The following is a 20,859-nucleotide window of genomic DNA, read 5'->3' as shown; positions in this document are numbered from 1 at the left end:
GCTCGTGGGCATGACTGATCGACGGCTCCTGCTCGTGCACGCACATCCGGACGACGAGTCGATCGGCACCGGCGCGACCATGGCGAAGTACGTCGCGGAGGGCGCGCACGTCACGCTGGTGACCTGCACCCTTGGCGAGGAGGGGGAGATCATCCCCGCGGATCTCGCGCACCTGGCCGCCGATCGCGACGACGCGCTGGGCCAGTACCGCGTGGGCGAGCTGGCCGCGGCCTGCCAGGCGCTCGGCGTCGAGGACCACCGTTTCCTGGGCGGGCCGGGCCGCTGGCGCGACTCCGGCATGATGGGCGTGGCCTCCAACGACCACCCGCGCGCGTTCTGGGGCGCCGACCTCGACGAGGCGGCGGGGGAGCTGGTCAAGATCATCCGAGAGGTACGCCCGCAGGTCCTCGTCACCTACGACGCCAACGGCTTCTACGGCCACCCCGACCACATCCAGGCGCACCGGGTTTCGCGCAGGGCGTTCGAGCTGGCGGCGAAGCCGGGCTTCGGCGAGGGTGAGCCGTGGCAGATCGCGAAGTTCTACCACACGGCGGTCGCGCGCTCGGTGCTGCGGCGCGGCGCCGACGCGCTGCGCGAGGCCGACGTCGAGTTCCAGGTGGAGAACGTCGACGACATGCCGTTCGGCAGCCCCGACGAGGACATCACCACCGAGATCGACGCCCGCCCCTGGATCGGCAACAAGGTGGAGGCGCTGCGCGCGCACGCCACGCAGGTCACGGTCCGGCCCCCCTGGTACGCGCTGTCGAACAACATCGGCCAGGAGGTGCTGGGCGTCGAGCACTACACGCTGGCCATCGGCGTCCCCGGGGCGCCGGTGCCGGGCCCGCCGGTGGACGCGGGCGGCCTCGGTGAGCCGCACAACCGCGAGAACGATCTCTTCGCGGGCATCCACTAACCTCATTCGACATGGAACATCGCAGCCAGGCCGAGTCGGCGCTGGGCGGGGCGGCGTACGGCATGCTGTTCGTGCTCGGGGTCGTCATGGCCGTCGTGGGCGGGTTCACGCATCCCACGTGGCAGGTGGGCGTGATCCCGGTGGCCGCGATCGTCTGGGTGCTGCTGCTGTTCGGGGTGTGCCTGGGGGCGGGCAGGCTGATGCGGGCCAGGCTCGGCGCCATGGTGACGGCGCTCGGCTGGCTGCTGGTGACGATGCCGTTCACGCTGGAGCTGGGGATGGGGGACCTGGTGATCGCGTCCGGTCCTCCCGGGTACGTCTACCTGTACGGGGGTTTGCTGGCCCTCGTTGCGGCCTACCTGCTTTCGCCCTCCTCGGGAGGGGGATCGTGGCTTTTGCGGGGGTACCCCTCCGAAAAACCAGACGTAGAGGCATAAAGTAGCTAGGTGCATTTCATCGAGCGGCACGTGGATCCGGGTACGTACCGGAGAGTCATCGGCCGCTTCGCCACCGGTGTCGCGATCGTGACGACCAGGCTGGGCGACGTCGATCACGCGATGACGATCAACTCCTTCACCTCCGTCTCCCTCGACCCGCTGCTCGTGCTGTTCTGCGCGGAGAAGGTGGCGCGCTTCCACGACGCCGTGCTCGAAGCCGGCGTGTGGGGCGTGTCGATCCTGCCGGCCTCCATGGAGGACGCCTCGCGCTTCTTCGCCCACCGGGGGCGGCCGTTGAACGGGCAGCTCGCCCGGTGGCCGCACCACCGGGGGGAGTCGGGGGTGGCGCTGTTCGACGGGGCCATCGCCACCGTGGAGTGCGCGACCACGGCGGTGCACGACGGCGGCGACCACTCGATCGTGGTGGGTGGGGTGACGGCGCTGGGCACGCCGTCGGAGGGGGCGCCGCTCCTCTACCACGACGGCCGCTACAAGTCGTTGTGAGCATGGGCCGGGCCAGGCACGCGGCCTGGCCCGGGTGAGAGGTCGCGGCCCTACTGGGCGGCGGGAGTGCTCGCCGACTCCGACGGCGTGGCCGTCGCGGTGTCGGTGGGAACGCTCGTGTCGGTCGGGGTCGGGGTCGGGGTCTCGTCAGTGGGTGGCTCCACCGGAGTCTCGGACGGCGGCGGACAGGTCGGGATCTCCGAGGGAGTGTCCGTAGGAGTTTCCGTGGGCGACAAGGTGGGCGACACAGTGGGAGACACGGTGGGAGACACAGTGTCGGTGGGGGTCTCGGTGACGGTGGGCGTCGGAGTCGGAGTCGGAGTGGGCTCCACGGACGGGGTGAGGGTGTCCGTCGGCACTCCCGACGGCGGAAGGGTGTCCGTCGGCTCGACGTACGGCTGACAGGTGAACGTCTCCGTGACCGTCGGCCCCGGCTCGGTGACGGTGACCGTGGGACCTGGTTCGGTCACCGTGACCGTCTCGCGGACGGTGACGGTCGGCAGCGGCGCCATGCTGACCCCGGCCTGCCCTTTCTTCTTGTACGTGCCCCGGCCGAGCCGGGTGGTGGCGTTCGCGTCGCCTCCGACGACCATGAGGTCGACGCTCGCGGTCTTGCACGTCCTCCTCTTGCACACGCGCTGGTCGACGTTGAAGAACGCCGCCCCTTCGTAGGTGACCGAGACGGCGAGGTAGGAAACGCCTCTTCTCTTGACCACCCGGGTCTCGGCGGTGTAGTCCCCGTCAGTAGGGGACGGTGTCGCCGTCGGGGTGGTGGTCTCGGTGGGGGTTGGCGACGGCGACGTGGAGGGCGGCGACGTCGAGGGGTCGCCGGCTAACGCTGCCTGCTGTGCGTGGAGAGGAGTGTCGGTGAATCGTAGGGAATCGGTCGCTGACGTCTGGGTGATCGCGACTCCGCCGGCTCCTGCCAGTGCGACGGTGCCGAGCAGCGCGCCCAGGATGGAGAATCTCATAATCCTGCTCTTGTGGGAGATTTCAGGACGGGGATCATTATTCCGACTTGTCAAGATTGGTCAAGACTGAGACGCATGAACAGGCGCTTCCGGTTCCGGCGGGCGGTGAATTACGTCAACCTCTCCACGCCCCTCGGCCTGCTGATCGCGATCGTGGGCGGCGCCTCCAAGGTGCCCGGCCCCAACGGCCTCATCCTGGCCTTCGGCTACCGTTACCGCTTCCCGATCGCGGGGGCGTTCACGGTCGGAAACGTGGTCCTGACCAGGAGAGACACCCTCGACGACCGGCTCGTCGTGCACGAGGGGCGGCACGCCACGCAGTGGGCCTGGTGCCTCGGCCTGCCGATGCTGCCGCTCTATCTGCTCGCCATGCTCGGCTCGGTGATCGTCTGCGGGCACCAGGCTTCGTACAACGTTTTCGAACGCCTGGCCGGTCTGGACGACGGCGGCTATCCGCACCAGCGGCTCTGGTGGCGGCGACGCGGGGGCTCTTGACGGCCTAAAAACCCCCGAATATCGGACGTCCGTAAAGTCAGGGAGTCAGTTTCAGCGTGTGCACGGCGGCCTTCTTGACCGATTCCGGCTTCGTGTACATCGGCAGCATCTCCCCCCGCGCCCACGCCTCGGCCTGGTCCCAGTAGTTGTCGTGGAAGGCGTGCCCGGAGGCTCCCGTGAGGTTGATCCACCGGGACTTGTCCAGGTCCGACAGGTCGACGACCATCCGCATCGACGGCACGGCCGTGACCGCGTAGCCGTTCTGGACGTTCCAGCCCGTGGCGTCCACCGCGTCCTTGCCGCCGCCGACCGGCAGTGGCCCCCGGTTGAACAGCGCCTCCACCGGCGCGATGCCGGACGTGCCGAGCGAGCCGTTGACCAGTTCGAGCTGGTGCAGGTCGCCCCAGCGCCACGCCTTGACGTCCTCGCCGAGCCGCTCGGCGAGCTCCTGGTGGGCCGAGGCCATGGCCTGGCGGAGGATGTCGTCGCGCCGCTCCGTGACGTTCTTCGTGGTGACGTCGTCCCAGAACGGGTCGTCAGGGGTCTCCAGGAGCCGCCTGACGACCTCGTACCAGCGGTCGCCGCCCGTGGGGCGGGCCGCCTCCGGCAGGTCGTCGTCGAACGTCAGCGTGAGCAGGTGCCGCCAGACGGCGTTGAAGTACGCGGCGGGCGCCGAGCCGGCCGGCTGCGTGCCGTCCCACGACCTCAGCAGCTCCCTGGCCTGGACGGACGGGCCCGCCAGGTCCACCTCCATCAGGGCGGGGACGAGCGTCTGCGCGAAGCCGTTGGAGCTGTCGCGCTGGATCTCCTCCATGGTGGCGGCGTCGATCGGGCCCTTCCTGATGGCCTCCTTGATCAGGGTGCGGATGCGTTCGGAGCGGTAGCCGTAGGACCAGTCCTTGGTGAGCAGCGGTTTGTAGCGGTCGGGGGCGATGACGGCGTTGTTGGCGGTGACGATGAAGCCGTCGGCCGGGTCCTCGACCGAGGGGAGCTGGTCGTAGGGGATGGGGGCGGCGTTCCAGTCGTACTCGCCGGTCCAGCCGGGCACGGGCCAGGTGCCGTCGCCGTTCGCGCGCACGGGGATGCGGCCGGGGGCCTGGTAGCCGATCTTTCCGGTGGTGTCGGCGTAGATGAGGTTCTGGGCGGGGACGTCGAACAGGGACGCGGCGGCCTTGAACTCCTGCCAGTCGCCCGCCTTGTTCAGCGCGAAGATCGCGTCGACCGTCCTGCCGGGCGTCAGCGCCGTCCACTGCAGCGCCACCGCGTTGGCCTCGCCGCTGGGCCGGGCGCTGGGGATGACCTCGTTGATCAGGGGGCCGTGCCGGGTGCTCCTGACGGTGATCGTGACGGTCTTGCCGCCGGCCACCTTGATCTTCTCCTGCCGGGTCTCCAGCGGCAGCCGGGAGCCCTTGTAGAGGTAGGTGTCGCCGTCCACCTGCTCAAGGAAGAGGTCGGCCACGTCGGGGCCGAGGTTGGTGAACCCCCACGCGATCTTGTCGGTCTGCCCGATGATCACGCCGGGCACGCCGGAGAAGGTGAACCCGGTCACGTCGTACGGGCACGTCTCGGTGATCTTGCGGCAGTGCAGCCCCGCCTGGTACCAGACGGACGGGAGCTGCGCCGACAGGTGCGGGTCGTTGGCCAGGAGCGGCTTGCCGCTGGTGGTGTACTCGCCGGAGATCACCCACGAGTTCGACCCGAGCCCGGCGCGGTCGGCGGTGCCCAGCGCGTTGGGCACGTCCGCCAGCGTGCCGGCGGCGTCGCGCAGCGCGCGGTTGCCGCGCAGGCGCGGCTCGGCCCGCTGGTCGAAGCGGCCCTGCGCGAGGGCGCCCTCGTTGACGATCGGGAGGTGCCGGTCGAACGGGTAGCCGGGGTAGAGCTGCTCGACCCGCTCCTTGGGCAGCCTGGTCAGCGCCAGGGCGCGGTCGATCTCGTCCTCGACGTTGGAGCGCAGGTCCCACGCCATGGCCTTCAGCCAGGCCACGGAGTCGACCGGCGTCCACTTCTCCGGCGTGCCGCCGCCGCCCTGGAGCTTGAGGATGGAGTACTCGAGGCTGCGGTCGGAGGCGTTGGGGTTGGCGGTGAGCCAGGCGTTGACCCCCTTGGAGTACGCGTCGAGGTAGCCCTGGGTCTCCTCGGCCAGGTCCGGCAGCTCCCGCTCGGCCACCCTGCGCCAGCCCATGGTGCGCAGGGCCTTGTCGTTGTCGAGCGTGGAGGCGCCGAACAGCTCCGACAGGCGCCCGGCGGTCAGGTGGCGGCGGAAGTCCATCTCGAAGAAGCGGTCTTGGGCGTGGACGAAGCCCTGGGCCATGAACAGGTCCGCCGCAGAATCAGCATAAATGTGGGGGATCCCTGATTTATCCCGATAAATCTCGACGTTACCCGTCAGACCTGGGAGCCGCAGCGTCCCGTCCACCTGCGGGAACGACTTCCGCACGGTGTAGACGACAACCCCCGCCAGCACCAGGGCCAATGCGAGAACAACGGTCAACACCCGGGCCGACCACCGCAACGGCCACGGCATCCACGCGTAGGGTCGCACCGCCACCTCCTTCATGCCGAACTGGCATCAAGTCTGGCAGTTCGTGATCACTCCTCCGGACGCCCGCTCAGGCCCACGTCTGCCCCTCCGGCGTGTCGGATACCCGCACCCCCAGCTCGGCCAGCTCGTCGCGCAGCCGGTCGGAGGCGGCGTAGTCCTTCGCCGCGCGCGCCCGCTCCCGCGCCTCCAGCAGCTCGGCGGCGCCCGGCGGCAGCACCTTGGGCCGGCCGATGTCGATCGACAGGTCGAGCCCCAGCACCTGGTCGAGATGCAGGAACGTCTCGAACTTCGCCCCCGGCGCCACCGACTCGTCGCGCTCCAGCTCCCGCAGCACCCGCAGCGCCGCCGGGGTGTCGAGGTCGTCGTCGAAGGCCGCCTCGGCCCGGTCGACGTGCTCCTGCGACAGCGGCGCGCTGACGGACTCGGCCCACTCGGCCACCCGGGAGCGCCACCTGCGCAGCGTGCGGTCGGCGGCCTTCAGAGTGTCCCACGTCAGGTTCATCTGCTGGCGGTAGCGGTGCTCCAGGAACGCCATCCGCACGGCCAGCGGGTCGAGCCCGGCCGCCACGACGTCGGACAGCAGCACCACGTTCCCCGTGGACTTGGCCATCTTCTGGCCGTCGAAGAGCAGGTGCTCGCCGTGCACCCAGTGGTCCACCACCTCGTGGCCGGTGGCCGCGTTCGACTGCGCCCGCTCGTCCTCATGGTGCGGGAAGCGCAGGTCGATGCCGGCCGTGTGAATCTCGAAGCGCGAGCCGAGATAGCGCAGCGACATGGCCGAGCACTCCACGTGCCAGCCGGGGAAGCCGCGCCCCCACGGCGCCTCCCAGGTCAGCTCGCCCTCGCCGGGCTTCCACAGCGCCCAGTCGGCGTGGAAGCGCTTGCGCGCATCGACCGCGTCGATGCGGTGGGCGGGCTTGAGCGCGTCGAGCCGGTTGCCGGAGATCTCCCCGTAGGAGGGGAACGTGCGCACGTCGAAGAACACCGACCCGTCGGGCACGGTGTAGGCGTGGCCCTGCTCGACCAGCTTGGCGATCAGCTCGATCATCAGGTCGACGGTCTCGCTGGCCCTGGGCATGTGCTCGGGCGGCCGGAGGTTGAGCGCGGCCGTGTCGGCCCTGAACGCCTCCTCGTAGTGGCGGGCCAGCTCCAGCGGCGAGCGCCCCTCGGCCCGCGCCCGCAGCAGGACCTTGTCCTCGCCCGCGTCGGCGTCGTCGGTGAGATGGCCGACGTCGGTGATGTTCTGGCAGGCCACGACCCGCACCCGCCGCCGCTCCAGGACCCGTCTGATCAGGTCGGACAGCAGGTACGTGCGCAGGTTGCCCACGTGCGCGTGGCGATAGACCGTGGGCCCGCACGTGTACATCCGCAGCGCGCGCCCGGCGGCGATCTCCTCGACCTGCCTGGCGCGCGTGTCGTAGATCCGCAACATCTGCCGAGCTTAGCCCGGCGTCATCCGCCCAGGAAACCGAGAATGTCGCGGTCGCCGCGCTCGCGCAGCCTGGCCAGGATCTCCTCGCGCGTCGCCGTGTCGGGCAGCCCGATCCTGGCCCCGATCAGCCGCAACCCCTCCATCTCGGAGCTGACGGGCGCGGTGTAGCCGAACAGGTAGAGTGCCCGGTTGATCGGCGGCATGTTGACCGGCGCGGCCGGCAGGTAGCGGGTCAGCAGCTCCCCGCCGTCGGACACGGTCAGGAAGACGTGGTCGCCCTCCTGCGCCTTGTACTCGGCCAGGACGTTGCGGATCGAGCCCATCGTGGGCTGGTTGTGCCAGCTGATCACCACGTCGCCGGACGGCGCGGACGCCGTGAGCTGCCCGCCCGGCGCCATCCCCAGGTACGCCGCGAACCCCGTGGGCAGCGGCGACCCGGAGCCGCGCAGGTGCTCGGCGTTGACGTCCACGCGGTGCCACCAGCGGCCGTCGCGGGAGCGGAAGCTGCGCCGCGTCTCGGAGACGTCCTTGCGCGGCTGGTACGGCTCCGCCTCGCCGCCGGGCGCGGTGCCCGCCACCCTGATCCAGCCCCGCTGCGTGCGCTCGAACCCGGGCCCGCCCGAGTACGCGCGCACCGAGCTCTCGCTCACGTCGTAGCGGGAGGTCAGGTTGGCCACGATCGTGCTCACCGACGCCTCGCCGCCGGCCCGCTCGATCTCCCTGGCGATCATCTCCCTGATCCCCAGGTACTCGTCGCCGCCCCACCTGGTCAGCCCGTACTTGTTGCGGTCGACCCGGCGGAAGCGCTCGTCGGCGGTGAGCTGGTTGCGGATGCCGACCAGGCTGTAGTCCTCGCCGATGCGCTCCTGGATCTCCTCGGGCGACAGCGGCGCGCCCGCCACCGCGAGCACCGCCTCGGCCTTCTCGTTGATGCTGCGCGGCCACGGCACCACGTGCTGGCCCAGCACGCGCAACTGCGGCACGGCCAGGATCCACCGCTCGGCGACGTCCTCGCGCACGCCGAGCTGCGCCACCATGGACACGGCCTCGCCGAGCGGGTGCGGCCCGTCGGCGAAGAGCTGGCGCGTCTTCTCCCTCAGCTCGTCGGCCCCGCCCGCCACGAGCCAGCCGTCGGCCTGCTCGTAGCCGGTCAGCAGCGTCCGCACGAACCGCCACGCGGGGATGCCCAGCGTGCGCAGCTCGGTGCGGTGCCACGGAACGGTGGCCTGGAGGTCGTCGGCCGGGGCCGCGGAGCCCAGCCGGCCGCGCAGCCAGGCGACGTGCGCGACCAGGGCGGCCGCCTCCGGCCTGCTCAGCCAGGACTCCACGTGGTCGCGCAGGTCGCGCTCGATCTGCCTGATCCGCTCCCGCGTCACCGAGAACCGCTGCGCCAGCTCGTCCAGCGTGGCCCGCTGCGTGGCGTACAGGCGGTCGCGGGCGATGGCGCGCTGCCGGTCGTCCAGCGCGCCGAACAGCTCGTCGATCAGCTCGGGCAGCGGCCGGTCGGGCCTGGCCGGGGCGGGCACCGCCTCAGGGGCGGGCTCGAGCAGCCGCTCGAACACGCCGCTGAACAGTTTCTGCACCACGTCCTTGCCCAGCGTCTCCGGGGTCCGCTCGGCCTCGGCGGGGTCGGAGAAGCGCAGCAGCGGCAGGATGTCGCCGAGCATGAGATGCCCCCAGAAGGCCACCGCCAGGTCGGCCAGGTGGCCGGCGACGGCCGGCGCGCCGACGATGGCGCACACGCGGTCGAGGGGGATCGCCTGCCACCAGGCCTCGGGCAGCTGGGGCTCCTCCACGATCGGCGCTATCAGACCAGGGGAGGTCCAGCGCAGGGGTGGCGCGAGGTCGCTCAGGCTGAGGTTCATTGAGGTCCAACCGGCAAAGGGAAGATATCCGCAGTTCAGACTATGTGATCAGAGGGGTAGAAACGGGCTGCCTCTTCCGGAATGGGAGATATAGAGCATCGAACGCGCCCGGGTGCAGGCGACGAACAGTATGCTCCGTTCGCGTTGCAGCGCACGAGCCCGCGCGTACGGCTCGTCCGGCGGCGGCTCGGGCACCACGCCCTCCGCCACCCCGATCAGCGCCACCCGCTCGAACTCCAGGCCCTTCATGTGCTGGAACGTCGACGCCCGCACGTCCAGGCCGCGCAGCGCCCGCTTGGCGTCGCGGACCAGCCGCTGGTTGCGGGCCCCCACGGCGATCTCCCGCGCCGGCACGCCGTCGGCGAGCCAGGCGTCGATCGTGCCGCGCAGCCCCGCCAGCTCCGCCTCAGGCGTGTCGTACGCCCTGACCACCGGCCGCTCGCCATGACGGGTCGCGCTGAAGGCCGACAAGTCGGTCACCCCCGTGACCAGGCCCGGCGAGGGGCCGCCGCCGCGCAGCCGTACCGTGAAGGACAGCAGCTCCTGCGGCAGCCGGTGGGAGCGGTCGAGCGCGTGCTGCGCGGCGGGGATGCCCACCGCGCCGAGCGCCACCTTCGTGTCGGTGACCCGCTGGTGCGGGTCGCCCACGATGAACAGGTCGTCGCGCGCCCGCGGCACGGCCGCCCGCAGCAGCCGCCACTGCGCCGGGCTGACGTCCTGTGCCTCGTCCACAACCATGTGACGGTACGGCTTGCGCCCCGGATCCACATCGTCGAGCAGATCACCTGTCGTGATCGACAGCAACCTGAGCGCGTCGTCCGTGAGCTGAGCCAGCGAGCGCGCCCCCCGGCCCACCAGCGCGGGACGGTGGCCCTCCGCGGCGGCCACGATGCGCACCGCCAGGCGCTCGGCGTTGTCCACCTCGACCCGCTTGCGCACGACCTCGTCCTCGATCAGCACGTCCAGCTTCGCCGACAGCTCCTCCACCAGGCTCTGCGAGAACGTGACCAGCAGCACCGGCCCCGACCCGCGCGCCGCCAGATGGGCCGCCCGGTGCAGCGCGACCATGGTCTTGCCGGTGCCCGCGCCGCCCACGACCAGCACCGGATGCTCGTACCCGGCCGCCCTGGCCAGCCGGTGCTGCGGCGGGTACAGGAACGTGCACCACGCCGGCGCCTCCAGCACCCGGTCCAGCGTCACCTTGTCCGAGACGAACACCGCCCGGTCCGGGCTGCGCAGCAGCGCCGCGTACAGGTCCTCCGTGTCGATCGGGCCCTCGTCCCGGTCCACGGCGCGCCAGGCGTTCAGCTCCCGCCACGCCTCCGACAGCGTCCCGCCCCTGGCCAGCACCGCCAGCGGGACGTACTGGGTGGGCGGCAGCAGCGGCTCCAGCGCGGCCACGTCCGCCTCCGTCGTGATCAGGCGGAACAGCGGCAGCGCGTGCCCGTCGAGGCCCAGCCCCAGCAGATCCCCGTCGCAGATCGGCGCGAACAGCCGACCTGACCTGGCCGAACGCCGTAACGCCGGCTCCACCCGCGCCAGCGCCTCGTCGTCCCACTCCTCGACGACGCCGATCGCCGGGTTCACGCCATAGCGGTGGCGGCGGGCGAACGCCCACGCCTCCGGGTCCGGCAGCAGCGTGCGCAGCCAGTACACGTCCCGCTGCCGCACCACCACCCCGCGATGGCCCTCGGCCAGCCGCAGCGTCGCGACCCGCGGATCCCTGGCGCCCCGCACCCGCTCCGGATGCGGCGCGCCCGACACGTTCAGCAGGAACCGGCGCAGCGCGACCACGGCGTCCCTGCGCACCGGCTGGGCCAGTGCGCTGAGCTCCCTGGGAAACTCAGGGCCGATCGCGAGCCGCGGCACCCGGCTCAGTCCAAGAGCTCTAGCAGGTCGCGATCCCCGCGTTCACGGAGCCTGTCGAGCAGGTCGGGCAGGACGACCGGGCCCGCCATGCCGATCCTCGTGGCGATCACCCTCGCCGCCTGGTCCCTGGTGCCGCCCGGAGCCGTGTACCCCACCAGGCGCAGCGCCTTGGTGATCTTCTCGGCGCCCTGGGCGGCGACCGGGAGGTGCCTGGCCCGCAGCACCCCCTCGTCCGACAGCGTCAGGAACAGGTGGCCGCCCTCACGGGCGCCCACGTCCACCAGCAGCCGCTCGATGCTCAGCAGCGTCGGCCGGCCGTGCCACGTCATCGTCAGCTCGCCCGCGGCGCTGCGCACCGTCCTGCTCTCGCCCGGCGACAACCCCAGGTACGACGCGAACCCCGTCGGCAGCACGCACTCGCCGCCCGCGAGCTGCTCCGCCGTCACGTCGATGCGCAGCCACCAGCGGCCGTCCGGCTGCCTGAAGCAGCGCTGCGTCTGAGAGACGTCCTTCAACGGCTGGTACGGCTGCTCCTGCTCGCCCACCGGCGGCGGCTGCTGGAACGGCTGCTCCTGCTCGCCGTTCACCTCCTGCACCGGCGGCACCACCGGCGTGAACGCCTGGAACTGCGGCGGCCCAGGAGGCGGGGACGGCGTCAGCCCCACCGGGCCGAACGCCGACGGCACCAGCTCCACCGGCGGCTGCGGCTGCTGCTGGTACGGCTTGCGCTGCGGCAGCGGCGGCGGCGGGAGCTCCTGCTGCACGGGCACCGGCACCGGCGGCGGGGGAGGCGGCGGGGCCAGCGTCGTCAGCACGAACTGCCACGCCGGGACCTCCAGCGCCTGGATCTCCACCTTGTGCCAGTCGGCCGCGTCGATCACCTGCTCCTTGGGAGCGTCCGGGCCCAGCGTCCGGACCAGCTCCTCCAGGTGCGCCCGGTACGGGGCCGCCTCGTCGCTGGCCAGCCAGCGGTCCAGGCGGTCGCGCAGCTCGCTCTCCGTGGCGATGATCTCGGCAGGGGGCACGGCGAACAGCTTGGCCAGTTGGTCCACGGCCGACGGCTCGTCTGTGAACACCCGGTTCTGTGCCACGGCCCAGCTCTTGTCGTCGAGCCCGGCGAACGCGGCCTCGATCAGGTCCGGCAGCGACCGCTTCCGCTCTTCCGGCTCCTGCTCGTACGCCGCCTGGACGGCCTCGGCCTCCTCGGCGGCCGGCTCGGGGGCGGGCTCGTCGGCGGCGTCCAGGACCGGCTCGGGCTCCGGCTCGGCCGCCTCGTCGGCCACCGGCTCCGCGTCGGCGTCCAGGACCCGCTCGGCCTCCTCCGGCTCCTCCTCGTCGAGCGTGGCGCTCTCCTGGTGCAGGACGGCCTCGTCCCGCCCGGCGTCCTCGCGCGGCGCGTCCTCGCGCGGCTGGGCCTCGTGCGGCGGCTCGTAGGGCTCGCGGTAGTCCGCGTCGAGCGCGTCACCGGCGTAGGCGGCCTGGGCGGCGCCCTCGGCGCGGTGCTCCGCGACGGGCTCGACCGGCTCGGCGATCTCGGCGGGCTCGACGCCACGCTCCACCTCGCCGACGGCCTCGGCGGCGTGCTCAGCTTCGTCACCGGCCTCGTCGGCCGCCTCGTGGGCGTGCTCGGCTTCGAGCTCGGGGCCGATCTCAGGGTCGGCTTCGGCGGCTTCCGGAGCGGCGTGGTGCTCCTCGGCGGCCTCCTGGGCGTCCTCGGGCTCCCGGGCGGGCTCCTCGGCGCTCTCAGCGCCGTGCTGGGCGGCGACGGGCGGCGGAAGCTCCTCTTCGCCCGCCCCCACGCGTTCCGGCGCGGCAGCGGCCGGCTCAGCCTCGCCGGCGGCGTACAGGGGGGCGGCGGGTGCGGAGGCGGGGTCGCCGTGGGGGTGCGCCAGGCGTACCAGGACGGCGGAGAACAGCGTGTTCAGCACCGGCCGCGCCTGGATGAAGGGCTGGTCCACCAGCTCCCGGCTGGTCAGGGCGAGCAGCCCGGGCCACGACCCGGCGCGGTCGAGCGCGATCGCGACGGCGGGCTCGTCGGCCTCCTCCGGGTCGAGGACGTGCAGGGCCGGCAGGACGTCGCCGACCGCCGCCGCCGGCCAGTGCTCGAGGGCGATCTCCGTCAGCAGCTCGCCCAGGGACTCGGGGCCGATCGCCGCGAGGACGCGCGGCATGGGCAAACTGCGCCACCACGCATCCGGCAGGTCCGGCTGCCCGGTGAGTAGCGTGATCGTCGACGAGTCGCTCCACCTCAACGGTGGTACGAGGTCGCTCAGGCAGAAGTTCATCCCGTTCCGTTCACCAGCCCCTCACGCCGCCGCAGCGGTGCAGCCATAATCTCGCCGCCCACGGAACAGACCATAGTCCGGCAAATCAGCCCTACGCATCATGCTCGACGCATCAACGCCGAACAGCGGCAAAGCGTAGACGCACGTAGTCGGCCATCCAGCCACTCTCCCTGCGAAGTGCGGGCGCGGCCAGTTCGTTCACGCGCCCGAGCAGGGGCTCCACGATCTCGGGGGGAAGCCCTTCGAGCACCGAGGAGGCGAACATGCGCACCCAGTCGGCGGCCCCGCCGGGGCACTCGTCCAGGGGAGTGGGCCGGTCGAAGTACTCCAGCAGCCTGACCACGAACCCCTCCTGCTCGAGACGGCGGGCGTACTCGGCAGGCGTGGGAAAGTACCACGGGAGGTCGGGTTCGCGCAGGCCGTACTCGCGCCAGGCGGTCAGCATCGCGGTGGTCAGCTCGGCGCAGTTGCCGGCCCCGCCCATTTCGGCGACGAAGCGCCCGCCGGGCTTGAGCGCCTCGCGGACGCTGGCGATCACGGCGACGGGGTCGCGGCTCATCCAGTGCAGCGCGGCGTTGGAGAAGACCGCGTCGTACGGGTCCACGACGGTGAAGTCGTGCCCGTCACCGATGATGAAGTTCATGCCCGGATACTGGGCGAGCGCCTTCTCGATCATGGCGGCGGAGCCGTCGATGCCGAGGACGTCGGCGCCTCTGAAGGCGATCTGCGCGGTCAGCACCCCGGTGCCGCAGCCGAGGTCGAGCACGCGCTCGCCGGGCCGCGGGTCCAGCAGGTCGACCAGTGGCGCGCCCTGCGTCGAGACGTAGCCGAAGCTGCTGTCGTAGGCGCGACTGTTCCACCGCTCCAAGCTCGGTGTGTCGTATCGCAAGACGATCAGCTCACATTCGATCAGACATCGGGCCCCCGTGGCCGTGCTGTCTGCTCACTTTAGAGCCTGATCGTCCCTACGACATATCAAGTCACTTCGGACTCATCCCACGCTCTTCGCCCATTCCTTCTTGATGTACGCCTTCGCGGCGTCGGCCTGGGGGATCGTCATGAGCACGGGCGGCCCGGGGCCTTGGGGAGTTTGGCGGCCTGCTCGGCGTCGAGCGTGCCCTTCATGAGCATCGCCTCGCCGCGCGCGGGTCGGGCGAAGCCCTTCTGGAGCAGGTTCTGGCCCTCGTCGGAGAACAGGAACTCCTGCCAGAGCCGGGCGGCGGCGGGGTGCGGGGCCGCCTTGCTGACGGCCTGCACGTGGTAGCCGCCGAGCGCGGAGTCGCGCGGGATGGTGACCTTCCACGCCTCGGGGTGGTGGGCGCCGCGGGCGGCGTTCAGGTGGTCCCAGGCGACGATCACGTTGGCCTTGGCCGGGTCGGTGAGCCGGCCTTCCTGCTTGAGCTTGGCGAACAGGGCCACTCCCTGGTCGGGCTTGGGCACGCCGGCGCGCAGCGAGGCCGCCATGACGCCGTCGAACGCGGCGGCCGAGCGCAGGGGGTCGCCGTCGAGCGCCACGCGGTAGCCGGGCTTGAGCAGGTCGGCGAAGGTGGCGGGCGGCTTGACGGCGCGCGGGTCGTACCCGATGGACATGTAGCCGCCGTAGGCGGCGTACCAGGCGCCGGCGGGGTCCTTGACGTGGTCGGGCAGGTCCTGCCAGCCCTGCACCTTGTACGGGGCGAAGCGGTCGGCCCGGGAGACGGCGACGTCCATGGTGAGGTCGAACACGTCGGGCCTGAGCTTCGGGGCGATGTCCAGCTCCCGCGCGCTGCTGGCGCCGGGTTCGAGCTGGTTGACCTTGATGTCGTACTTGTCGGCGAAGGTGTCGATGACCTCGCCGAAGTTGACCCAGTCGCGGGGCAGGCCGATCACGTTCAGCTCGCCCTCGCGCCGGGCGGTCTCGGCCAGGCGCTCCATGGTGCCGAAGCCGGCCTTCATCGAGGTGGCCTGGGCGTTGACGGGCGGCAGGTTCCTGGTCTCGGTGGTGCTGGAGCCGGTGGACGACGCGCCGCATCCGGCGCTGGCGAGGATGGCTGCTGCGGCGGCGCAGGTACGTACAGTCACACAACGAATACTTACTGTTGCATTCGCCCAGGTCGAGGAGGCGCGGCCGGAACCACCTTGGCGGCCACGAGGCTCTCTTCGGGGATCGTCACCACGGTGCCGTCCTTCTTGCGAACTTCGAGCACTCCGTCCGCCCACGACACGAGGATTCCCACGGCGTCCCGGAACCCGCCGGGAACCCTTCTTCGCGTGGTGATCCGTGCGCCGATGTCCTGGCTTGTAACGGCGATCACGAGGCGTGCGACCACGAGTTTGCCACCCTCCGTTTCGGCCAGCCAGCAAGCACGGCAATACTAGGGCGTAGCAAACCGCGGTCAGAGTCATGCCATGGTGCTGGAGAAGAAGGAGCTCGAGGTGACCTACGTCATCGCGCAGCCTTGCGTGGACGTCCTGGACAAGGCGTGCATCGAGGAGTGCCCCGTCGATTGCATCTACGAGGGCGAGCGCATGCTTTACATTCACCCCGACGAGTGCGTGGACTGCGGCGCGTGCGAGCCTGTGTGCCCCGTCGAGGCGATTTTCTACGAGGACGACCTTCCCGAGCAGTGGAAGGACTTCTACAAGGCGAACGTGGACTTCTTCGAGGACCTCGGCTCGCCCGGCGGGGCCTCCAAGGTCGGCAAGATCGACAAGGACCACCCGGTCGTGGCGGCGCTGCCGCCGCAGGGCGAGGACCACTAAGGCAGTCCCGATCGACGCCGTGCACGGGGGCATCCGGCGGATGCGCCCCGTCCGCACGGTCGCGCCCGCGCCCCTCGTACGGCGACGCAACACCCTGGAGAATCGTGAACAAGCTGCCTGACTTCCCCTGGGATCGGCTGGAGCCGTACAAGGAGCGCGCGCTGGCACATCCCGACGGCATCGTCGATCTGTCGATCGGCACGCCCGTCGACCCCGTGCCCAGGATCGTCCAGGACGCGCTGGCCCAGGCGGCCGACAGCCCCGGCTATCCCTTCACCCACGGCACCAAGGCGCTGCGCGAGGCCGCCGCCGGGTGGCTGCGCCGCCGGCACGGTGTCACGGTCGAGCAGCAGGACGTGCTGCCGCTGATCGGCTCCAAGGAGTTCGTGGCCTGGCTGCCGACCTACCTGGGCGCGAAGCGGGTGGTCTTCCCCGAGCTGGCCTACCCGACGTACGACGTGGGCGCCCGGCTGGCGGGGGCGGTCGGCACGGCCTCCGACAGCACGCTGGCGCTCGGCCCCGAGCCGGTCGACCTCGTCTGGGTCAACTCTCCCGGTAACCCGACGGGGCGCGTGCTGCCCGCCGAGCACCTGCGCAAGGTCGTGGCCTGGGCCCGCGAGCGCGGCGCGGTCGTGGCCTCCGACGAGTGCTACATCGAGCTGGGCTGGGAGGAGCAGCCGATCTCGATCCTGCACCCCGACGTCTGCGGCGGCTCCCACGAGGGGCTGCTGGCCGTGCACTCGCTGTCCAAGCGCTCCAACCTGGCCGGCTACCGCGCCGGGTTCGTGACCGGCGACCCCGTCCTGGTCAAGCGGCTGCTGGAGACGCGCAAGCACGCGGGCATGCTGATGCCGCAGCCCGTGCAGGCGGCCATGACGGTCGCGCTGTCCGACGACGAGCACGCCGACCGGCAGCGCGAGGTGTACGCCGCCCGCCGCGCCCTGCTGCGCCCGGCGCTGGAGAAGGCCGGCTGGAGCATCGACCACTCGACGGCGGGCCTGTACTTCTGGGCGTCCAACGGCGAGAGCGCCTGGGACCAAGTGGGCAAGCTCTCCGAAATCGGCATTTTGGTCGCGCCGGGCGAGTTCTACGGATCGGCAGGTGGACGCCACATCCGCATTGCCGTCACCGCCACGGACGAACGGATCGGTGCGGCGGTGCGCCGCCTCCAGTAGGATCGCCCGTCATAACGGGCCGGATCCCGATCCGTCCGCTTATCCATGAATGAGCGTATACATCAATAAGGGCTGACGCCGAGGCAGACCGCGAGTGGAGCGAGCTGATCGATGAGCATGACCTCCATGGTCGTACTCGGGCTGAGCATCGCCACCGTCCTGCTGCTGCTCGGGGCCTTCTGGGCCACGTTGCGGCAAGACAGGAAGGGCCGCCGTACGAGCGCGCCGCCTGCCGAGGTCGCTGCGATCGAGACCCCGCTGGCGGCGCCGGTGAGCGCCCCTGGCCATGTCGGCACCGACTACACCGACCCTCGCACGATCCGGATCGGCGACCGGATCGAAGTGCTCGGAGCTCCGCAGCGCGTGCTCGGCGCCATGCACATCTCCTGGCAGGGGCAGCAGTGGACGGAGTTCCTGCTGCGTGACGGCTCGCGGCGGCTCCAGTGGCTCTCGGTCGAGGTGCGCGCGGGCGACCCGCCGCACCTGGAGGTGCAGCTCTGGAACGACGTCCCCACGCAGGGCATGGTGCCGGCCAAGAGCATGCTCATCATGGAGGGCGTGGAGTTCTTCCCGATGGACCGGGGCACGGCCGCCTTCCGCAGCGAGGGCGACACGGGCAACCCCGACAGGGGGCTGCTCGACTTCGCCGACTACCGGGCCTCCGACGGGCGGCTGCTGTCGTTCGAGCGCATCCAGGGCGGCTCGTGGACGGCGAGCTACGCGCAGCCGCTGCCGCCGGGCTCCATCTCGATCATCCGCCGCGCCTCCTGAATCCGGCTACGCCAGCTCCACCTTGCGGGCGCCGGCCGCGCCGCCCTGCCGCCAGCCGACGGCCTCGAAGTCGTTGACCCAGGTGGCGCCGTTGTAGCCGACCTTGGTGAGCGCGTACTTCTCGGCGTGCGCCACCGACCAGGCGGCCACCAGCCAGCCGCGCTTCTTCGTGGTGATCGCCGTGCTGCCCAGCGCCCGGGCGAGCTGCTTGCGGGCCTCGGCGGTCTTCGGCTGCGGGACGGGCGACTTGCCCGGCGGGTACCAGCAGTGCACGGCCTTGGGCACCCGCCCGGTGAAGGCGGCGGCGAGGATCTTCGCGTCCGTCTCGTGCGGCGCGTACGCGTAACCGCCCGCCGAGCGCTGCACCGCCTGCGCCGCCTCCGCCAGCGGGATCTTCCGGTAGTTCTTGACCTTGACCAGCGCGGCGAAGAACTTGTTCGTGGCGTAGACCGGGTCCATCAGCTGCTTCTTGGTGCCCCAGCCCTGCGATGAGCGCTGCTGGAACACGCCGACCGAGTCGCGGTCGCCGAACTCGAGGTTCTGGATCTTCGACTCCTGCATGGCGGTGGCGTAGGCGATCACCACGGCCCGCTCGGGCAGCTCGCGGCGCGCCGCGACGGCCGCGATGGTGGCGGCGATCTGCGCCTGCTCGGGCAGCAGCGTGCGGACGCCGTCGGGGGTGGTCACCGAGCAGAACGCCTCGGGCGGCTGGGCCAGGGGCGTGCGCTTCAGCAGTTGGTACAGGCCCACGGAAACGCCCACGGCGAGCACGACGACGATGATCGCGATGGTGATGACTCCACGGGAGAAGCGCAGGCGCACCCTGAAGAACCTACCCGGCCGGATAAGCTCCGAGGCCATGAGTCAAGTGAGCACCTCGTCACCGATCCCCTCCGTGGTGGACGAGTTGTGGGAGCGCCGCGCGGAGCTGACCCCGGCCGACGCCGAGGCGCGGCACCTGGTGGTCGCCGCGGTCGACCTGCTCGACAAGGGCGAGGCCAGGGTCGCCACGATCGTGGACGACGAGGTCGTCGTGGACGAGCGGGCCAAGCGCGCCATCCTGCTCAGCTTCACGGTGCTGGGCCTGGCACGTTCCCAGGTGGGCGACTTCCAGCACCACGACAGGCATCCGCTGAAGAGCTCGTTCGACGGCGTGCGGGTGGTGCCGGGGGCGATCGCGCGGTGGGGGTCGTACCTGGCGCCGGGCGTGGTGCTCATGCCGTCGTTCACGAACATCGGCGCGTACGTGGACGAGGGGACGATGGTGGACACCTGGGCCACGGTCGGCTCCTGCGCCCAGATCGGGAAGAACGTGCACCTGTCCGGGGGCGTGGGCATCGGCGGCGTGCTGGAGCCGCCCAACGCCGTGCCCGTCGTGATCGAGGACGACGTGCTCGTCGGCAGCCGGTCGATGGTCGTCGACGGCGCCAGGATCGGGCGGGGCGCGGTGGTCGGCGCGGGCACGATCCTGTCCGCGTCCATGCCGGTGATCGACACCGAGACGGGCGAGGAGCTCGGCCGCGGCCGGATCCCCCCGTGGTGCGTGGCCGTGACGGGCACGCGGATGAAGGAGTTCCCCGGAGGCACGTTCGGCCTGCCGTGCGTGCTGGTGATCAAGCGGCTGGAGCCGGGGCGGCGGCACGACAAGGCGGCGATCAACGAGACGCTGCGCGCACATGGAGTGAACACCTGATGCTCGACCTGACCCAGGACGTACGCGACCTGACCGCCGCCATCGTGGACATCGAGTCGGTGAGCGGCGCCGAGAAGGCGCTGGCCGACGAGGTCGAGCGGGCCCTGTCGGCGCTGCCGCACCTCACGGTGACCCGCTCGGGCGAGACGGTCGTGGCCCGCACCGAGCAGGGGCGCCCCGAGCGGGTGCTGATCGCCGGCCACCTCGACACCGTCCCCACCGCCGGAAACCTGCCGAGCAGGGTCGAGGGCGACCTGCTGTACGGGTGCGGCACCTCCGACATGAAGGCCGGCGTCGCGGTCGCGCTCAAGCTGGCCGCGACCGTGCCCGCGCCCAACAGGGACGTCACCTACGTCTTCTACGACTGCGAGGAGGTCGAGGCCGAGCGCAACGGCCTGACCAGGGTCGCCAGAGACCACGCCGGGTGGCTGGCGGCCGACTTCGCGGTGCTGATGGAGCCCACCGACGGCGTGATCGAGGGCGGCTGCCAGGGCACGCTGCGCGCCGAGGTCACGGTGACCGGCAAGCGGGCGCACAGCGCGCGCTCCTGGTTCGGGGTCAACGCCATCCACGGCATCGAGCCGGTGCTGGCCAGGCTGAACGCGTACGAGCCGCGCCGGCCGATGGTCGACGGGCTGGAGTACCACGAGGGGCTCAACGCGGTCGGCGTGCGGGGCGGGGTCGCCGGCAACGTCATCCCCGACCTGTGCGTGGTCACGGTCAACTACCGCTTCGCGCCCGACCTGTCGATCGAGGACGCCCAGGAGCACGTGCGCGAGGTGTTCGACGGGTTCGCGGTGAGCTTCGTGGACGCCGCCCCCGCCGCCAGGCCGGGGCTCACGCATCCGGTGGCGGCGGCCTTCACCGCGGCCGTCGGCGGCACCCCGCGCGCCAAGCTGGGCTGGACGGACGTCGCCCGCTTCTCCGCGCTGGGCGTCCCCGCCGTCAACTACGGGCCCGGGGATCCGAATCTGGCGCACCAGCAGGGCGAGTACGTGTCGCTGCCGAAGATCGTCGAGAGCGAGCGGGCGCTGCTGCACTGGCTGACAAAATGAAAGTGGCCCTCCTCGCCGGCCATTTGGCGGGGAAGACCACTTTCAGTCCCGAGCAGCACCCTCATGCGGTTAGACGCGAGGGAGTCGAAATTCGGTTCCACGTATTT

At 71.3% G+C, this 20,859-nt stretch carries 19 protein-coding genes; 9 read left to right on the top strand and 10 right to left on the bottom strand.

Annotation, left to right across the window (positions count from 1 at the left end; translation table 11 throughout):
• The first annotated feature begins 10 nt into the window (after positions 1-10).
• Genes mshB through KIS93_RS25915 form a run of 3 tightly spaced genes read left to right on the top strand, consistent with a single transcriptional unit; the run spans position 11 to position 1,857 of the window.
• On the top strand, positions 11-916 hold the full coding sequence (gene mshB / locus KIS93_RS25925) for an N-acetyl-1-D-myo-inositol-2-amino-2-deoxy-alpha-D-glucopyranoside deacetylase (RefSeq protein WP_080045233.1): 906 nt from the start codon (positions 11-13) through the stop codon (positions 914-916).
• A gap of 11 nt (positions 917-927) precedes the next feature.
• Positions 928-1,353 carry a DUF6113 family protein gene (locus KIS93_RS25920; protein WP_080045234.1) on the top strand — a complete coding sequence of 142 codons (426 nt, stop codon included), beginning with the start codon at positions 928-930 and terminating at the stop codon, positions 1,351-1,353.
• A 9-nt stretch (positions 1,354-1,362) separates the two neighbouring features.
• Complete coding sequence (locus KIS93_RS25915; protein WP_230465795.1) at positions 1,363-1,857, top strand: flavin reductase family protein; 495 nt, start codon at positions 1,363-1,365, stop codon at positions 1,855-1,857.
• A gap of 50 nt (positions 1,858-1,907) precedes the next feature.
• Here the strand turns inward: KIS93_RS25915 and KIS93_RS25910 are convergent, their stop codons facing one another.
• Positions 1,908-2,828, bottom strand: a complete 921-nt coding sequence (locus KIS93_RS25910; RefSeq protein ID WP_155129103.1) for a hypothetical protein — start codon at positions 2,826-2,828, stop codon at positions 1,908-1,910.
• A gap of 75 nt (positions 2,829-2,903) precedes the next feature.
• Between KIS93_RS25910 and KIS93_RS25905 the strand changes: the two genes are divergently transcribed.
• Entirely contained in the window at positions 2,904-3,323 is a 420-nt protein-coding gene (locus KIS93_RS25905; RefSeq protein ID WP_080045236.1) for a hypothetical protein, read from the top strand.
• A 37-nt stretch (positions 3,324-3,360) separates the two neighbouring features.
• On the opposite strand, the gene KIS93_RS25900 is transcribed toward KIS93_RS25905, so the two are convergent.
• From KIS93_RS25900 to KIS93_RS25865, 8 genes are all read right to left on the bottom strand, one after another.
• Positions 3,361-5,847, bottom strand: coding sequence for a penicillin acylase family protein (locus tag KIS93_RS25900; RefSeq protein WP_080047498.1), 2,487 nt, complete (start codon positions 5,845-5,847; stop codon positions 3,361-3,363).
• Positions 5,848-5,932: 85 nt separating this feature from the next.
• Positions 5,933-7,297: a cysteine--tRNA ligase gene (gene cysS / locus KIS93_RS25895; RefSeq protein WP_080045237.1), complete on the bottom strand. Its 1,365-nt coding sequence runs from the start codon at positions 7,295-7,297 to the stop codon at positions 5,933-5,935.
• Between the two features lie 20 nt (positions 7,298-7,317).
• Positions 7,318-9,162, bottom strand: a complete 1,845-nt coding sequence (locus KIS93_RS25890; RefSeq protein WP_080045238.1) for a sigma factor-like helix-turn-helix DNA-binding protein — start codon at positions 9,160-9,162, stop codon at positions 7,318-7,320.
• Positions 9,163-9,210: 48 nt separating this feature from the next.
• Positions 9,211-11,031 (bottom strand): UvrD-helicase domain-containing protein, encoded by a 1,821-nt coding sequence (locus tag KIS93_RS25885; RefSeq protein WP_080045239.1) that lies wholly within the window; start codon positions 11,029-11,031, stop codon positions 9,211-9,213.
• A 5-nt stretch (positions 11,032-11,036) separates the two neighbouring features.
• Entirely contained in the window at positions 11,037-13,202 is a 2,166-nt protein-coding gene (locus tag KIS93_RS25880; RefSeq protein WP_080045240.1) for a hypothetical protein, read from the bottom strand.
• Positions 13,203-13,428: 226 nt separating this feature from the next.
• Positions 13,429-14,205 (bottom strand): class I SAM-dependent methyltransferase, encoded by a 777-nt coding sequence (locus KIS93_RS25875; protein ID WP_080045241.1) that lies wholly within the window; start codon positions 14,203-14,205, stop codon positions 13,429-13,431.
• 167 nt (positions 14,206-14,372) lie between these two features.
• Positions 14,373-15,377 (bottom strand): ABC transporter substrate-binding protein, encoded by a 1,005-nt coding sequence (locus KIS93_RS25870; RefSeq protein ID WP_246005367.1) that lies wholly within the window; start codon positions 15,375-15,377, stop codon positions 14,373-14,375.
• Between the two features lie 11 nt (positions 15,378-15,388).
• A complete protein-coding gene (locus KIS93_RS25865; RefSeq protein WP_080045242.1) occupies positions 15,389-15,625 on the bottom strand; it encodes a putative acetyltransferase in 237 nt (78 codons plus the stop codon).
• A 106-nt stretch (positions 15,626-15,731) separates the two neighbouring features.
• Between KIS93_RS25865 and fdxA the strand changes: the two genes are divergently transcribed.
• From fdxA to KIS93_RS25850, 3 genes are all read left to right on the top strand, one after another.
• Positions 15,732-16,058, top strand: a complete 327-nt coding sequence (fdxA, locus tag KIS93_RS25860) for a ferredoxin (protein WP_080047500.1) — start codon at positions 15,732-15,734, stop codon at positions 16,056-16,058.
• A gap of 104 nt (positions 16,059-16,162) precedes the next feature.
• Positions 16,163-17,233, top strand: a complete 1,071-nt coding sequence (dapC, locus tag KIS93_RS25855; protein WP_080045243.1) for a succinyldiaminopimelate transaminase — start codon at positions 16,163-16,165, stop codon at positions 17,231-17,233.
• 111 nt (positions 17,234-17,344) lie between these two features.
• The gene (locus tag KIS93_RS25850) at positions 17,345-18,004 is read left to right on the top strand and encodes a DUF4178 domain-containing protein (RefSeq protein ID WP_230465797.1); all 660 of its coding nucleotides are present in this window, start codon (positions 17,345-17,347) and stop codon (positions 18,002-18,004) included.
• A gap of 6 nt (positions 18,005-18,010) precedes the next feature.
• Here the strand turns inward: KIS93_RS25850 and KIS93_RS25845 are convergent, their stop codons facing one another.
• Positions 18,011-18,865, bottom strand: coding sequence for a hypothetical protein (locus tag KIS93_RS25845; RefSeq protein ID WP_230465798.1), 855 nt, complete (start codon positions 18,863-18,865; stop codon positions 18,011-18,013).
• Here KIS93_RS25845 and KIS93_RS25840 point away from each other — a divergent pair.
• Positions 18,864-19,697 carry a 2,3,4,5-tetrahydropyridine-2,6-dicarboxylate N-succinyltransferase gene (locus KIS93_RS25840; RefSeq protein WP_080045244.1) on the top strand — a complete coding sequence of 278 codons (834 nt, stop codon included), beginning with the start codon at positions 18,864-18,866 and terminating at the stop codon, positions 19,695-19,697. The genes KIS93_RS25845 and KIS93_RS25840 overlap by 2 nt on opposite strands.
• On the top strand, positions 19,697-20,752 hold the full coding sequence (gene dapE, locus KIS93_RS25835; protein ID WP_080045245.1) for a succinyl-diaminopimelate desuccinylase: 1,056 nt from the start codon (positions 19,697-19,699) through the stop codon (positions 20,750-20,752). Before KIS93_RS25840 ends, dapE begins: the two co-directional genes overlap by 1 nt.
• The last annotated feature ends 107 nt before the right edge of the window (positions 20,753-20,859 follow it).

Source organism: [Actinomadura] parvosata subsp. kistnae, from assembly GCF_900323885.1.
Taxonomy (GTDB): Bacteria; Actinomycetota; Actinomycetes; order Streptosporangiales; family Streptosporangiaceae; genus Nonomuraea; species Nonomuraea composti.
This window is presented reverse-complemented; position numbering and strand designations above follow the sequence as displayed.